The sequence below is a fragment of the Parabacteroides sp. genome (genome assembly GCF_977054455.1).
The window spans coordinates 58,549-74,682 of the sequence record NZ_CDRTCT010000014.1; the positions used below are offsets into that span (position 1 = coordinate 58,549).

General features: G+C 45.9%; 10 protein-coding genes. 4 read left to right on the top strand and 6 right to left on the bottom strand.

The genetic code is table 11. The features are described from left to right. Window positions 1-56: 56 nt before the first annotated feature. The 4 genes from ahcY to rpsO form a co-directional block, all read right to left on the bottom strand. Window positions 57-1,475 (bottom strand): adenosylhomocysteinase, encoded by a 1,419-nt coding sequence (ahcY, locus tag ACW6QF_RS08735; protein WP_456087523.1) that lies wholly within the window; start codon window positions 1,473-1,475, stop codon window positions 57-59. A 45-nt stretch (window positions 1,476-1,520) separates the two neighbouring features. Beyond that, window positions 1,521-3,176, bottom strand: coding sequence for an AMP-binding protein (locus ACW6QF_RS08740; protein ID WP_456087524.1), 1,656 nt, complete (start codon window positions 3,174-3,176; stop codon window positions 1,521-1,523). A 12-nt stretch (window positions 3,177-3,188) separates the two neighbouring features. Beyond that, window positions 3,189-3,773, bottom strand: coding sequence for a helix-turn-helix domain-containing protein (locus tag ACW6QF_RS08745; protein WP_298551980.1), 585 nt, complete (start codon window positions 3,771-3,773; stop codon window positions 3,189-3,191). Window positions 3,774-3,931: 158 nt separating this feature from the next. Further along, window positions 3,932-4,201: a 30S ribosomal protein S15 gene (gene rpsO / locus ACW6QF_RS08750; protein WP_456087525.1), complete on the bottom strand. Its 270-nt coding sequence runs from the start codon at window positions 4,199-4,201 to the stop codon at window positions 3,932-3,934. 171 nt (window positions 4,202-4,372) lie between these two features. Here rpsO and typA point away from each other — a divergent pair, with 171 nt between their 5' ends. Further along, window positions 4,373-6,169, top strand: a complete 1,797-nt coding sequence (typA, locus tag ACW6QF_RS08755; protein ID WP_186929464.1) for a translational GTPase TypA — start codon at window positions 4,373-4,375, stop codon at window positions 6,167-6,169. Window positions 6,170-6,624: 455 nt separating this feature from the next. Then, complete coding sequence (locus tag ACW6QF_RS08760; RefSeq protein ID WP_456087551.1) at window positions 6,625-8,235, top strand: dipeptidase; 1,611 nt, start codon at window positions 6,625-6,627, stop codon at window positions 8,233-8,235. A 14-nt stretch (window positions 8,236-8,249) separates the two neighbouring features. Here the strand turns inward: ACW6QF_RS08760 and ACW6QF_RS08765 are convergent, their stop codons facing one another. After that, window positions 8,250-9,170: an AraC family transcriptional regulator gene (locus tag ACW6QF_RS08765; protein ID WP_456087526.1), complete on the bottom strand. Its 921-nt coding sequence runs from the start codon at window positions 9,168-9,170 to the stop codon at window positions 8,250-8,252. A gap of 198 nt (window positions 9,171-9,368) precedes the next feature. Here ACW6QF_RS08765 and ACW6QF_RS08770 point away from each other — a divergent pair, with 198 nt between their 5' ends. Together ACW6QF_RS08770 and ACW6QF_RS08775 are read left to right on the top strand one after the other, a co-directional pair. Then, a complete protein-coding gene (locus ACW6QF_RS08770; RefSeq protein WP_456087527.1) occupies window positions 9,369-12,527 on the top strand; it encodes a SusC/RagA family TonB-linked outer membrane protein in 3,159 nt (1,052 codons plus the stop codon). A gap of 12 nt (window positions 12,528-12,539) precedes the next feature. Beyond that, window positions 12,540-14,381 (top strand): RagB/SusD family nutrient uptake outer membrane protein, encoded by a 1,842-nt coding sequence (locus ACW6QF_RS08775; RefSeq protein ID WP_456087528.1) that lies wholly within the window; start codon window positions 12,540-12,542, stop codon window positions 14,379-14,381. Between the two features lie 62 nt (window positions 14,382-14,443). On the opposite strand, the gene ACW6QF_RS08780 is transcribed toward ACW6QF_RS08775, so the two are convergent. Then, on the bottom strand, window positions 14,444-16,129 hold the full coding sequence (locus ACW6QF_RS08780; protein WP_456087529.1) for a DUF6057 family protein: 1,686 nt from the start codon (window positions 16,127-16,129) through the stop codon (window positions 14,444-14,446). Window positions 16,130-16,134 lie beyond the last annotated feature (5 nt).

Genomic DNA, 16,134 nt, shown 5'->3' on the forward strand with positions numbered 1-16,134 from the left:
TGCTATATATATCCCGTTAGACTTTGCTGATGAACTGTTCTTCATTGTAAAAAATATTAATATCTGTAATGTTCAGCCTTATAAGGCCCTTCGACCGGAACCCCGATGTAATCGGCTTGCTTTTGTGTCAAAGTGGACAGTTTGACGCCGATGCGTTCCAGGTGGAGGCGGGCTACTTCTTCGTCCAGGCGTTTCGGCAGGCGGTAGACACCGACTTCGTAAGGCATTGTCCACAAATCCATCTGGGCCAAGACCTGGTTGGTGAAGGAGTTGCTCATGACGAAAGAGGGATGGCCGGTCGCGCAACCCAAGTTTACCAGGCGGCCTTCTGCCAGCAGGAAGATGGAGTTGCCTGTCGGGAACGTGTACTTGTCAACCTGCGGTTTGATGTTGGTGTGCTGGATGTTCGGATAGTTCACTAACTTGTCGACTTGGATTTCGTTGTCGAAATGGCCGATGTTACAAACGATGGCCTGATCTTTCATCTGGGCCATGTGTTCGATGGTGATGATGTCGCAGTTACCGGTGGTCGTAACGAAAACGTTGCCTTCCTTGACGGCTTCTTCCATCGTCGTCACTTCGAAACCTTCCATGGCGGCCTGCAAAGCGCAGATCGGGTCGATCTCCGTGATCAGGACACGGGCTCCGTAAGAGCGCATGGAGTGGGCACAGCCTTTACCTACGTCACCATATCCGGCAACCACTACCACTTTACCGGCGATCATAACATCTGTCGCGCGTTTGATACCGTCGGCCAGTGATTCGCGGCAACCGTACAGGTTATCGAATTTCGATTTTGTAACGGAGTCGTTGACATTGATGGCCGGCACCAACAGCTCGCCTTTTTCCATCATCTGGTACAGACGGTGTACGCCGGTAGTCGTTTCTTCGGAAACACCTTTCATCTCGGCGATCGTGCGGTGCCAACGGGTATTGTCTTCAGCCAGGATGCGGTGTAAGGTATCCAGGATGACCTGTTCTTCGTGATTGCCACCTTTGCGGTTGATCGTCTCGGCGTCGTTTTCTGCCCGGTAACCCATGTGAACCAGCAGGGAAGCGTCGCCACCGTCATCCACAATCATGTGCGGACCTTTGCCGTCGGGGAAACGGAGCGCCATGTCGGTACACCACCAGTATTCTTCCAGCGTTTCACCCTTCCAGGCGAAAACGGGAACACCATCGGCAGCGATGGCTGCGGCGGCATGGTCCTGTGTAGAGAAGATGTTACAACTTGCCCAGCGAACGTCTGCTCCCAACGCAACTAATGTTTCGATTAACACTGCGGTCTGAATCGTCATGTGCAGTGAGCCGGTGATGCGAGCTCCTTTCAGAGGTTTCTGATCGGCGTACTTCTTGCGAAGCGCCATAAGTCCCGGCATTTCGTGTTCGGCGATCTCGATTTCTTTACGACCGAATTCAGCCAAACTCATATCTGCTACTTTATAAGGCAGATTAGTTGGAAATAATTGTGACATAAATTGATACTAAAATGTTAATGCAGCAAAGGTACGAAAAAAACTTTAAACCGGAGTGATTCCCTGGTCGGCCAATAACTTCAGACCTACATCCTTCAGTTTGAACTTCTGGATCTTTCCGCTACCGGTCATGGGGAAGGTGTCGACGAAGAATATATACTTCGGGATCTTATGCCGGGCGATCTTTCCGCGGCAGAAATCCTTGACGATATCTTCCGTCAGGGTAACACCTTCGTGCAGGATGATAAAGGCCCCTACTTCCTCCCCGTATTTCTTGGATGGGACGGCGGCAACCTGTACGTCTTTCACTCCTTCCAGGTGATAGAGGAATTCTTCCAGCTCGCGGGGATAGATATTCTCTCCTCCGCGGATGATCATGTCCTTGATGCGCCCGGTGATGCGGTAGTTGCCGTTTTCGTCCTTCACGCCCAGGTCGCCACTGTGCAGGAAGCCGTCTTTGTCGATGACTTCGGCCGTAGCTGCCGGGTTGTTGTAATACCCTTTCATGGTGTTGTACCCCCGGTTGCACATTTCACCCTGTACGCCTACCGGACATTCTTCGCCCGTTTCCGGATCGATCACGCGGACTTCGGTAAATTCGAAGTCACGGCCTACCGTGTTGTAACGGACTTCCGCCGGATCATCGATGCGCGAATGCGTCATGCCGGGCGATGCTTCCGTCAACCCGTAAACGCTGGTCACGCGCATGAACATTTTTTCTTCCACCTGTTTCATCAGTTCCACGGGGCAAAGGGAGCCCGCCATGATACCGGTGCGGAGGGACGTCAGGTCGAACATGCTGAACATCGGATGGTTGAGCTCGGCGATGAACATGGTCGGCACGCCGTAAAGAGCCGTGCACCGTTCCTTGTGGATGGAGGCGAGTACGACCAACGGATCGAATTTCTCGACCATCACCTGTGTGCAACCATGCGTCAGGACGTTCATGGAAGCGAGCACGACGCCGAAGCAGTGGAACAGAGGCACACAACAGCATAGTTTGTCGTCTGCCGTGAACTTCATGTGTTCGCCCGTCAGCAGCCCGTTGTTGGCAATGTTATAGTGCGTCAGCATGACCCCTTTGGGGAAACCGGTCGTGCCGGAAGTATATTGCATGTTCACGACATCGTGCGGGGTCACCAGCTTTTTGGCTTCCACCAGCGTCTCGTCGCTTACGTTTTCACCTAAAAGCAACAGTTCGGGAGTATTGTACATCCCTCTGTATTTCTCCTGCCCGATGTAAACTACGTTCTTCAGTTTCGGGAAACGTTTGCTCTTCAGGTAGCCGCGTTGCGATTCTTTCAGTTCGGGCAGCATGGTATATATCATGTCGACATAACTGCCGTCAAACACGCCGTCGGTGATGCACATCGTATGGATATCGGCATTTTCTACCAGGAATTCCAGTTCGCTCTGCTTATAGTTCGTATTGACGGTGACGGCCACAGCCCCGATCTTGGCAGCGGCATAGAGGAAGGTGAGCCAGTCCGGGACGTTGGTCGCCCAGATACCGACATGCGTGCCATGTTTGATCCCGATCGAAAGCATCCCTTTCGCCATCCGGTCTACACGTTCGTTGAATTCTTTCCAGGTGAAACGCAGGTCGCGGTCGGAATATACCAGATATTCCTTGTCGGGGGTTGTTTCGGCCCAATGTTCCATCCACTGGCCGAGCGTCCTGTCTTGTAATTGTATTTCCATAGGGACTGTCGATTAATAAGGGGTGTAGATGACTCCGAGTATTTTCGCCGTGTTGTCGGCTGCGGCATGTACATGGTGGGCGACGATGGAATCGTAGTAGATGCTGTCGCCTTCTTCCAGGATATAAGTATTCTTGCCGTAGTTGATTTCGAGGATGCCTTCCAGCACATAGATGAATTCTTCCCCTTCATGTGTGGAGAGAACGAAATCCACTCCTTCTTCAGTCGGGGCGACGTCGATCAGGAAAGGCTCCATATGGCGTCCCGACTTGTCTTGCGACAGGGAATGGTATTCCATGTGCTTGCGTGCCTTGCTGTCGTTGTTGCTGAAACCGATGCCGTTAGAGCCGTTGTTGTCTTTCTTGCGGCTGATGACGGGCCCCAGCTCGGACTGGTCGTCCAGGAAGGTCCCCAGGCGAACGCCTAATACACGGGCGATCTTGATTAACGGGGCGAGAGACGGGAAGTCTATATTGCCCTCGATACGTTCTATTTGTTCGATGCCCAGCCCTGAGCGTTCGGATACTTCCTGGGTAGAAAGTTGCTTGGATTCACGGATGCTTCTGATTTTCGCTCCTATGATTTTGTTGTTTCCCATGAGTATTGTATGTTTATTGTTTATTAAATCTTTTAATTTGTAACAGAACGGCGCAAAATTACATTAAATTTTTATTAAACAAAGGCTTTCGCTAAAAGAAAAAAGGATGATCCCCGTGGAGACCATCCTTTTGTAACTTCCTGCGAAGAAATTGTTTCTTACTTTCTGATGCCAAGCTCTTTGATGATGGCGCGGTATCTTTCGATATCCACCTTGATCAGGTAATCCAGTAAACGACGACGTTTACCTACCAGCATCTTCAGAGCTCTTTCGGAGCTATGGTCTTTGTGATTAACCTTCAGGTGTTCTGTCAAATGTGCGATACGGACTGTGAACAGTGCGATCTGGCTTTCTGCAGAACCTGTGTTGGTCGCAGACTTGCCATACTTTTCGAAAATCTCTTTTTTCTTTGCTGAATCTAAAAACATGATTCTTGTGTACTTTAATAAATTAATACTATGTTATCTAAGCGGGGACAAAGGTAGACATTCCTTTTCGATTGACAAATCTTTTTATGCATCTTTTTTTATTTTGAAGCATCAATGTCATATACTTCTCGCAAATTTATTGTAATTTTGCGGCCAATAAATTAGTTTTCAATGCAAAAGATTAGAAACATCGCGATTATCGCGCACGTAGACCACGGTAAGACAACGCTCGTGGATAAGATGTTATTAGCCGGTAAGCTTTTCCGTGAAGGACAGGCAGAGCCGGATCAGTTCCTGGACAATAACGACCTGGAACGCGAACGAGGGATTACGATCCTTGCCAAAAATGTCTCTATTAATTATAAAGGTTATAAAATCAACATTATCGATACTCCGGGCCACGCCGATTTCGGAGGTGAAGTGGAACGCGTATTGAACATGGCCGACGGTTGCCTGTTGCTGGTCGATGCTTTCGAAGGCCCGATGCCGCAGACCCGCTTCGTGCTTCAGAAGGCTATCCAATTGGGGCTGAAACCGATTGTGGTTATTAATAAGGTAGACAAACCGAATTGCCGCCCGGAAGAGGTGCAGGAGATGGTGTTCGACCTGATGTTCAGTCTCGACGCGACGGAAGAACAGCTCGACTTCCCGACGATCTATGGTTCTGCCAAGCAGGGCTGGATGTCGGAAGACTGGAAAGAGCCGAAGGAAGATATTACCGCTTTGCTGGATGCCATCATCCAGTATATCCCGGAACCGAAGGTGCTGGAAGGTTCTTCACAGATGTTGATCACTTCTCTGGACTATTCCAAATATGTGGGCCGTATCGCCGTGGGCCGTGTGCATCGCGGCGAACTGCGTGAAGGGCAGGACATCATGCTTTGCAAACGTGACGGCTCGATGGTGAAATCGAAGATCAAGGAAATCGACGTGTTCGAAGGGCTGGGACGTACGAAAGTAGAGGCTGTCCAGTCCGGCGACATTTGTGCGATTATCGGTGTGGAAGGTTTTGAAATCGGTGAGACGATTGCCGATGCCAATGATCCGGAACCGCTGCCGACGATCGCCATCGACGAACCGACGATGTCCATGCTGTTCACGATCAACAACTCCCCGTTCTTCGGGAAAGATGGCAAGTTCGTGACATCCCGCCATATCTACGACCGCCTGATGAAAGAACTGGACAAGAACCTCGCCTTGCGCGTCATTCCGACAGACTCTGCCGACTCCTGGCTGGTATATGGACGCGGCGTCCTTCACTTGTCTGTCCTGATCGAGACCATGCGCCGCGAAGGTTACGAGTTGCAGGTAGGTCAGCCGCAGGTTATTATCAAGGAAATCAACGGCGAGAAATGCGAACCGGTCGAACAGTTGACAGTCAACTTGCCGGAAGAATGTTCCAGCCGTATCATCGACATGGTAACCAAACGCAAGGGTGAAATGACGATGATGGAAAGCAAGAACGACCGTATGCATCTGGAGTTCACGATTCCTTCCCGTGGCATTATCGGTTTGAACAATGCTGTCCTGACTGCATCCGCCGGTGAAGCGATCATGGCGCACCGTTTCCTCGAGTATCAACCGTGGAAGGGCGAGATCGAACGCCGTACGAACGGTTCCATCATCGCGATGGAAACAGGTACTGCCTACGCTTATGCCTTGAACAACCTGCAATCCCGCGGGCGTTTCTTTATCGCTCCCCAGGAGGAGGTATATGCCGGCCAGGTAGTTGGCGAGCATACGAAAGATAATGATTTGGTTGTAAACGTAACGAAATCGAAGAAGCTGACGAATATGCGTGCTTCCGGTTCGGATGATAAAGTTTCGCTGGCTCCTCCTACGGTGTTCAGCCTGGAAGATGCCCTTGAATATATTAAAGGTGATGAATATGTGGAAATCACCCCGAACAGCATGCGTATGCGCAAGATCATTCTTGATGAACTCGAACGTAAGCGTCAGGGAAGATAAGAAGTTGTTTTGAAACAAAGAATATATCGAAAAGCCGGGAGTAAATGCTACTCCCGGCTTTTTCTTTAATATATTGTAAAGATTCGCTCGCTTCCGTTATGGAACGATTTTTTCGTACGGTTTTCTCAGTATTTTTTAAAAGCGTGAGAATTTATTCTCACCAGCATGAGAAAAGTTTCTCATCGGCGGGGGAAAAGTTTCTCATCGGTATGGGAAAAGATTCTCATACCGATGAGAAACTGGGTGGACGCAGTGAAGTTGATAAATTTGCAAAGGTATGGGTTCAGCCTGTTTGTAATCTTATATATCTGATCTATTATCAGGGCTTTTTGAGATGAAGCGGAGATTTATGATTCCTATATAATTCTTATTATTAATAAAAAGGCAAGAAGGATTCGGGAAATATGGAATGTCTTATATTTGCCACCCGAAATGATAAGCTTTACAAATAGATGATGAAGGAAAAGGTATATAAGGCAATCGCGTGCCTTTGTTGTGTCGTGACATCCCTCTCGGCTCAGGATCGTGTAGTGGAATTGACAAATCCGGATGAAAGTTGTACAAGTATCGCAGCCGGTAAACTGGCGACGGACGATGGTTCGGTCATGACCTCGCAGACTTGTGACGGAACCTCGCGAACTTGGATGGAAGTTGTGCCTGCACAGAGCTGGCCGGACACGGCAATGGTCGATATCTTCTGGGATATCCGCCATACGGAAAGCAAAAATGACCGCCTCGGAGTTAAGTTGAAAGGCTCTATTCCACAGGTTCTTAATACGTTTGCTTACTTGAACACCGGTTATCCTTGTATGAACGAGAAGCAACTGGCAATGGGAGAAACGACCATCGTCGGACGTAAAGAGTTGCGCAATCCGAAAGGTCTGTTTCATATCGAAGATTTGCAGGGAATCGCCTTGCAACGTTGTAGTACGGCACGTGAAGCTGTCTTGTTGATGGGGCGTCTGGCAGAGCAATATGGTTATTGTGACGGTGGGGAATGCCTGACGGTTGCTGATAAAAAGGAACTTTGGTTTTTTGAGATCACGGGTGCGGGGCCGGAAGATATGGGGGCTTTGTGGGTCGCCCGGCGCATACCGGACGACCATGTGACGGTTTCGGCCAATACGCCTCGTATTTCCGATGTCGATTTCAAGGATGAGGATAATTATATGTATAGCGAAGGGCTGAAAGAGAAAGCTCGCAAGTTAGGGTATTGGGATGGGAAAGAGCCTTTCAAGTTCTGGAAAGTTATCCATGAAACAGGGAAGAAACCTTTTACCGTCCGGGACTTTTTTGTTTTGAAAACGCTGGCTCCTTCTTTGAACTTGAAGGTGGACATGGAGGAGCTTCCTTTGTCGGTCAAGCCTGAACGGAAAGTCTCCCTGGCGGATATGAACCGCCTGCTGCGTGAAACGTATGAAGGTACGGAATGGGATATGACGAAGGACATGATGGTAACGAAGAAGATCAAGGATAAAGACGGGACCGAGCGCGACACGACCTATAAAAGCCCGCTGGCTCAAAACTGGATGACGAACGACATGTTTGAATTCTTGAATGCGCAGCGAGGTGAAAAGAAGATAGAGAAACAGCGGACGATATCGGTTGTCTGGTGTGCTTATTCGTTTGTGATCCAGTGCCGTGACTGGCTGCCGGACGAGGTGGGAGGCGTTTGCTGGTGGTCGGAAGATAATCCGGGCGAAAGTCCCCGTGTCCCGTTATTTGCCGGGATGACGGATGTCCCTGAATGCTTTAAGGTATGCGGGCATAAACGATACCGTCCTGATGCCGCCCTTTGGACTTATCGCCGTACAAACCGTTTGGCACAAGTGAGTTGGGGGCATGGCCGTAAATTGATCGAGCCTGCCATTCTCTCTTTCGAGCAGAAGGCTGTAGACGAAATGCCCCTGATAGAAAACAAGGTGTTGGTCCTTATCCGCGAAGGCAAGAAAGACGAAGCTCAAGCTTATCTTACCCGTTATTCTTTCGATTTTATCTATTCGACTTTGCGCTGTTGGGAGGAAATGGAAGGACAGCTTTGGCATAAGTTCGGCCGGGGTTTCTGATCAAGGAAATCTTTTTAGTGCGAATTCTTCTTGGCTTTTTCCCGTTGCTTTTCGATTTCTTTTCTGTAGGAAAGCGGATTTATGCCGGTTTTACTTCTGAAAAAGTAAGAAAAATAATCAGCCGATTCGAAGTTTAGCTTCATTGCGATGTCTTGGATTGACATTTCCGTACTGCTTAGCAAATCCTTGATTTTACTAAGTTTCAGTTGTAACATATATTGATGAGGAGCTATTCCGGTGTATTGTTTGAATGACTTTCTGAAATTGGAATAGCTCATATTGATAGATCCGGCAATGTCTTCCGGCGTAAATTTGTCGAAAATGTTTTCCCGCATCAAAACGCATGCCTCCTGAATCTTTTGCATGGAAGCCGAGCCGTAATCCTGGTTTTTGCTAATTGAATAGATCAAGCCGATCGTATGCATAGTAATTCCTGCCAAAACAGCTTGGAATCCAGACTTCTGTGCCCTGGCACAGTCAAGCATTTCCCCGAAATGCTTGACTATTTGGTCGTTTATGCCTATATGGAATATAGGATTTGAGCGGTTAACAATTCCATTTAATAATTTTTCGAAATATTCTCCTTGGAATGTAACATAATATTCGTCCCATCCTATATTGGCAATAGGCTGGTAGCTATGCCATTGTCCAGGGAAAATAAAGAAAGCGTCTCCTTTTGATATTTTCTTATCCGAACAGTTGACAGAAGAAAAATTACCTTCTCCTTCGATAATATAGACCAGTGCGAACTCGTCAATAATTCTACCTCGTTCAGGATTAAACGTGTATCCGATCGGATGACCTTTAAGGGGATAGCTGTCTTTGGAATCAATAGATTGAAAACCTATACCGCTGATTGACATTCCCCAGATGTTTTCATCATTATTTGTCGGTAAATACTTTATGACATTATGTTTACTGCGATCGAAGTCCATTTGGTGTTTATTTTGAGTATTTCAGAATAAAATGCTTCTAAGTTTGAAGATTGCCTTTATCTCTGTTTACAAAGATATTAAATTTATTACATCTGTCAAAAACCGAGGGAAAAATATCATTTTTTCATGATTTTAAAGACAACAAAGGCGGATATTTGTGAAAATAAATATCGTTTAACCTAATAAAGTTTGGAGATTATGAGGAATCGAATTCTATTATTGCTATGCTTCCTATGCGTAGGATTGCAGGCATTTGCCCAGATTTCTATTTCAGGAAAAGTGGTTGATGCAGGAGGGCTTGAACTTCCAGGCGTAAATGTGATGGTAAAGGGAACGACTGTCGGAACGTTGACCGATGGTGATGGAAAGTTTATGATTCCTGATGTTCCGGGTGGCAGTAATGCCGTATTGGTCTTTTCTTATGTCGGTTTTCAGACGCAAGAAATAAAGGTGGGTAATGCCAAAAGTCTGACTGTGAAATTACAGGAAGATAATATGGCATTGGATGAGGTTGTGGTTGTTGGTTATGGAACATCCCGTAAAAAAGATTTAGCTGGTTCTATTTCCAGCGTTAAATTGGATGATTCTCCTTTAACACAGTTGGCAAACGTAAATGCTTTAGTCGCTTTGTCAAGCAAGATTCCGGGCTTTAATTATTCCCCGACGACGGATGCTGGTGGTGATAATACGGCTTCAATGACGATTCGTGGTATGAATTCTATTATCACAGGTCCTTCGGAGGCAAGCTTGAACAAACCGTTGTTGGTTGTCGACGGCTCTATCTTTAATGGTAGTATCAATGAAATTTCCATGACTGATGTTGAATCTATTGATGTTCTGAAAGATGCCAGTTCGGCTGCTATCTACGGTTCACGTTCTGCAAATGGTGTCATTATTATTACTACAAAACGTGGCCGGTCTTCTAAGCCGACGGTTAATTTGGATGCTTATTACGGTATTCAGAGTTGGACAAGAAAACCGCAGATGGTTACGGATCAGAACGAATTCTTGAATCGTCGTCGTGAGGCGATGATTGCCGCCGGTTCGATTGATCCGGGCGTAGGTTTGGATGCCGCACAGTTGTTGAATGCTGAGGAATTGGAGGTTTACAATGCTGGTGGTTGGGTTGATTGGATTGATGAGGTATCTCAAAATGCACAGATTCAGAATTATAATCTGAGTATTTCCGGTAATGCTTCGGATAAAGTGAATTATTATCTGTCTGCCGGTTATATGAAACAGGATGGCCTGATTATAGGCGATGACTACAAGAAGTTGACTTTCATGGCTAAAATGGATGCAAAAGTTACTGACTGGTTGACGGTCGGTATGCGTGCTTCTTATTACAACGCCTCTAATCCCGGTCAGATTGCAAATATCCAGTCTGCGACATGGTTGTCTCCTTATAGCCATAAGTATGTACGTTACGATGGCTACACAGACTGGTATGAAAGATATGCAAATGGTAATGTTGCCAGCCCGTTCTGGAGTTCTTCTGAAACTACTTCTTATTTGTGGACAGATCGCGAAAAGAAATACGATAACCTGAATGGAACAGGATTCGTGCAGATCGATTTCCCGTTTGTAAAAGGTCTGAGCTATAAGTTTACCATGAATGCTGTAAAGAATACGAACAATGTCGATATGTTTGTAAATCCTCAATATTTCCTGGATACGAGAAAAGTAGAGGAGTTGGCTGATCCGTATAAATATACGGCAGAGGCAAATGGTAAATCGGAGATTAACCAGACTTATGCGTGGACAATGGATAATGTGTTTACTTATACGAAAGATTTCGGAAAGAACCATTTGGATGCAATGCTCGGTTATACGCGTGACGCAACTCATCAGAATCAGTTGAAAACGGCTTACAGCGGTTTTAAATTGCCGACTGTATTAGGATCGTACGGACAGAATCTGGCAACGACTCAACAGATTAACAAGACATTGAAGGAATGGCAGAATGTCGGTTATATGGCTCGTGTCAATTATAACTATGCAAACAAGTATTATTTGACGGCAAACTTCCGTCGTGACGGTTTCTCTGGATTTGCAAAAGGTAGTAAATGGGCTAACTTCCCAGGTGTGTCTGCTGCTTGGACATTGTCTCAGGAAGATTTTATGCAGAATGTAATTCCGGGATTGAGTTTCTTGAAGTTGAGAGGTTCCTATGGTTTGACCGGTAATCAGAGTATCGAAGCCTATGCTACGTTGGCAACAGTCGCTTCCGGTTATACTTGGTATGATGCATCTACTTTGTATATATATCAAAATTCACTGGCGAATGAGGACTTGACTTGGGCTACTACTAAAACAGGAAACTTCGGTCTTGATTTCGGATTCCTGGACGGACGTATTTCCGGTTCTATCGACGTTTATAAATCAAAGACAAACGATATGTTGCTGAACCGTTCACTGCCTTATATGACCGGTTTCTCGGAAGCAAAGTTTAATGCCGGTGAAGTGATGAACCGCGGTGTCGAAGTGGCATTGAATACAATTAATATAAATGGAGACGGTAAAGATAATTTCCGTTGGGAAAGTGGATTGACTTTCTATCGTAACAAGAATAAGATTGTTCATCTTTTCGGTAAGGATGCTAATGGTAAGGAAGCTAACGATACAGGGAATGCGACAACTAATGGTTACGAAACTGCCCGTGCATTGGTTATCGGCGAGTCGATCAATGCTGCATGGGACCTGAAAATGTTAGGAATCTTCCAGTCTCAGGCTGAAATTGATAACTATGTAGACGCGAATGGTAATAAGATACAGCCGGATGCTGTACCTGGTGACATCAAGTTCCTGGATTATAACGGTGATGGTAAGATCAGCACGGATGACCGTCATTGCATTGGCGATATGGACCCGCTATTCACGATTAATTTGAGCAATACGTTAAGCTGGAAGAACTTCTCTCTGTATTTCAATTTCCGTTGGGATGCTGGCAACAGTTCTCATTTTATCGGTAGTGATCCGTTTGGTAATTACCATAATACGGCAACGACATCAGGCGCTCAGTTGAAAGTTGCTCCATGGAGCGAAAATAATCCGACCAACGATCATCCGCGTTTGGGTTATGTCAATACTTATTCTTATTATTTCTGGTCACAACGTCAGTATTTGAAGTTGAAAGATTTGAGTCTTTCCTATACATTCGACCAGCCGTGGGTAAAGAAAGCTAATATTCAGAATTTGCGTCTTTATCTGAGTGGTACGGATTTGTTCACAATTACCGGCTGGTCTGGTCTGGATCCTGAAACAGGTGGTACGATTGCTGCCGGTCCTGGCAGTAGCCGTTATGGTAGCAAGCCTGCTTATCGGACACTTACAATTGGTGCTAATATAACATTCTAAAAATTGAACGATATGAAAATTAAAAATATATTATTAGGAACGGTTGTTGGCTCTTTGTCCATGTGTGGATTGGTTAGCTGTGACAATGATTTCCTGGAAGAAAAATCATACGAATATACGTCTTCGACTTCGTATAATACACCTGCAGAGTTAGATATGGCAATCGGTTACTTGCATGGTCGCATCCAGTATTTGTTTTTTGGCGTATGGGGTAATCATAACTACTTTATGACAGGAATGGGGCTGGATACTTTTGCTGCAACGGATCAGAATTATATAACAAGTAACTGGAAAACATTTACTCCGGATGAACCGGGATATTCTCGCCACTGGTATGACAATTTGTGCAAAATCATCCAACAATCGAATGTCATTATCGATGCTATCGATACCCGTGATATCAAATGGGATAGCGAGACTCAAAAGAATGAGGTTCGGGCGGAAGCGATCTTTTTCCGTGCGTGGGCTCATCGTTGCTTAGCCGGTATGTACGGTGACACTCCTATTATGTTGGAGCCGGCTCGCTCTGCAAAAGTGGATTACGAGCGTTCCCCCCGTATGGATGTTTGGAAACAGTGTGCAGCGGATTTCGAATGGGCTGCTCAGAATTTGCCATTGACAACAACGAAAGACGGCCGTATCGTGAAAGCGGCTGCAGATCATATGCTGGCCGAAATGTCTATCTGCATCGGTGACTATGATAAAGCGATTGCAGCAGCGAAACGTGTAATCGATGGAACGGATGGTGATTATCAACTGATGACGGAACGTTTCGGAACACGTGCAGGTGAGGCTACAGACCGTTATGGTAATCCTCATAGTTCTTATTGGGATCTGTTCCGTATGGGTAATTTTAATTATCAGGAAGGAAACAAGGAAGCAATCTGGGTAGCTCAATATGATTATGAAGGACGTATCAGCAATACAGGTGGCGGTGGTGTCGTAAGCTGGGGGTCTGCTCCTGCGAAATGTCATATCGAACAGGCTTTTGTTTCCAATTTCTATAATGTGGACAAGAAAAGGACTTTATCAAATGGCGACGTTATTCAGATATTCGGTTGGGGGGCTGTAACCTTTACCAATAGTAAGGCAGACTACGATGCGAATAAGAATAAGTCGAATGTAGCAACCGACTCGACCGGTTACGGTGGCGGTGGAACTTGCCATCCGACCGAATGGTTCTTAGGTGATCTATGGAATAATTGTGGAAGTGATGTCCGTGGCTCTGAAGAAATGATTCAACGCAATCTGTACCAGTCGGGAGGCAAGCCATGGAGGCAGGCTATTGATGAGGCGAAGGCTTTATATGAATCTAAAAAAGCTGCCGGTGATCCGGATGCCGATCTTTATAAAATCACAGCTAATGATACGGTTACTCTTTTCCCGCGTATCTGGAAGTTCGGTACGGATAAGCATGTGGATGGCGACTATCGCCGATATGATCCGGATTGGTATGTAATTCGTCTGGCTGAAACTTATTTATTGTTGGCAGAGGCGTACTTGAATAAGGGCGATAAGGCGAGTGCTGCAGATGCTATCAATGTGGTTCGTACCCGTGCTAAAGCTCCGTTATGTACGGCTGCTGATGTGACAATCGACTATATTCTGGATGAACGTGCCCGTGAATTGTATGGCGAAGAACATCGTGCAGTAACACTCTCTCGTCTGTCGACAAAAGAAAATCCGGTGTTGGTACAGCGTACCCGCAAATATGGATATCGTTTCCCGGCAGCTACAAACGAATTGAAGGATGCAGGTCCCAATATTCAGGATTATCAATGGCAATATCCAATACCATTACAGGTAATCGAAGCTAACTCTGGGGCTAACTTCCCGCAGAATGAAGGTTATTGATTAAATCTATCTGTATAAAAATAGAAAGCCTGGATGCAGAAATGCTTCCGGGCTTTTTTGATTCAGGCGGTACGGACAAATCCGTAATACCAATAGGTGTTCCCATATTTTTGGCGGAGTACATGATCCGTGTTCGGACGTTGTGACATCAATCTGCCAAATTCTTCGAATGCTTGTCTGCAAGCAGGTGTTACAGGATAGTTTTGGGTGGCTTCCAGTTGAGGAAACATAAGATCGACAACTAAAAGGGCTTCCTGGTAATGAGCCGGTATCGGTTCTCTTTGTGGGAAGTATTGCCGGAATAAATTATAGAAGCCTTTCAGATCTTTGCCCAAAAGGACACCGCATAACAGATAGTCGAGGGCTTTGCGGTTGGTCGTATCGGCTTTTACCGCTTGTGTCAGAAGAATAAGGGGAGAAGATGCGTCGATAATAAAATCTTCCTTATATGCTTCTTTGAAAGTTGTTAGGGGCTTGGAGAACCGTTCGGCCCGTTCTTTTATCCATTGGTTATGGCAGGTGGAGGTTTGCAGGATGTCCATATATTTCTGAGCTAGGGGAAGATCCTCGGATTCTATTTGCCAGTCGATCAGCCTTCTGAGCCGGGAGAAAGAAAGACCTTGTGGGGACATGGCATTAGCTTGTGCAAGTTGATGGAGGGCTTCGTGCTTCAGTCCGAGAGCATGGGCGAAAAGACTGTTGAAATTAGCTCCGTCCAATTCGTTTGCCGGAAAATAAATGCGATCTGCCGACTGTACCAGATAGTGGAAGAGTTGTTCCGGCAGGATACCTTTCTCACTAAGGGCAAGCATCAGGTAAGGATGATAATAAGTTTCGCTACTGTTACAGGTATGGATCGTTTGCAGTACCTGGTCCCATTGTTGTTCTTCCGCATACCGTTGTACAGCCAAGCGTTTCTCCCTTTCCCGGTTGGGAGAGTAATAAATGCTGTAACAACTGAATGCGGCTAACAGAAGGGGAAATGCGAAGGAAATATAACGGTTCCCTTTCCGATCGGAGAGGAAAACAGGACAAAGCGGAATCAGGAACAAGGCATAATATACGTAAACATATCGCATTTCATATTCCGGATTAATGAATGTGTACAACTGATTGACAGGAGTGTAATAAATAAAACTTTGCCATAACAGGGGCCATACGGCAACGAGTATCAGGCTTATAGCCGGTAATATAGGGAACCCTTTTTGTTTGAAGAAAATTCGTTCGAATACAAATCCATACAGATACAACAAGAGTAGGCAATTTTCAGGTAAAAGAAGATATAATAATGGAATAGCGATCAATGCACTGATATGGCGTATGACTTTTTTCCGGATGAAAAGATAGAAAATGAGTGCCAAAAGGATCGAGTTGTATTGTAATAATGCGGATAAGTTCCAGGCATATTGATATATACAGAACATAATAACCGGAATTACGATGATCCATCCATGCTGTGTAGCTTTCCATTGCCGCAAGTAGAGGAGAGCAATAGCCACGGTAATCAAAAGCAAACCTGTTTCCACAAAAAGTCCCAATGAGAGCGGATGGTAGAACTGGGACAAAAAGTTAGTTAGCAGGCTGTTCCATCCTGCTGGAGCAAGTAGATACCCTTGCAGGTAGTCATTTGTCGTCAGAAATAATCCACTTGCCTCCTGGTATCGTATATATTCGGGATAGAACATATATTCGATAATGAATACATAAACACTTGATAGGATCAGAAGTATGATGTTCCCTTTTTTCATTTTGT

Coding starts and splice junctions, on each gene's coding strand:
- ahcY (WP_456087523.1), bottom strand. CDS start 1,475: ATGTCACAATTATTTCCAACTAATCTGCCTTATAAAGTAGCAGATATG.
- ACW6QF_RS08740 (WP_456087524.1), bottom strand. CDS start 3,176: ATGGAAATACAATTACAAGACAGGACGCTCGGCCAGTGGATGGAACAT.
- ACW6QF_RS08745 (WP_298551980.1), bottom strand. CDS start 3,773: ATGGGAAACAACAAAATCATAGGAGCGAAAATCAGAAGCATCCGTGAA.
- rpsO (WP_456087525.1), bottom strand. CDS start 4,201: ATGTTTTTAGATTCAGCAAAGAAAAAAGAGATTTTCGAAAAGTATGGC.
- typA (WP_186929464.1), top strand. CDS start 4,373: ATGCAAAAGATTAGAAACATCGCGATTATCGCGCACGTAGACCACGGT.
- ACW6QF_RS08760 (WP_456087551.1), top strand. CDS start 6,625: ATGAAGGAAAAGGTATATAAGGCAATCGCGTGCCTTTGTTGTGTCGTG.
- ACW6QF_RS08765 (WP_456087526.1), bottom strand. CDS start 9,170: ATGGACTTCGATCGCAGTAAACATAATGTCATAAAGTATTTACCGACA.
- ACW6QF_RS08770 (WP_456087527.1), top strand. CDS start 9,369: ATGAGGAATCGAATTCTATTATTGCTATGCTTCCTATGCGTAGGATTG.
- ACW6QF_RS08775 (WP_456087528.1), top strand. CDS start 12,540: ATGAAAATTAAAAATATATTATTAGGAACGGTTGTTGGCTCTTTGTCC.
- ACW6QF_RS08780 (WP_456087529.1), bottom strand. CDS start 16,129: ATGAAAAAAGGGAACATCATACTTCTGATCCTATCAAGTGTTTATGTA.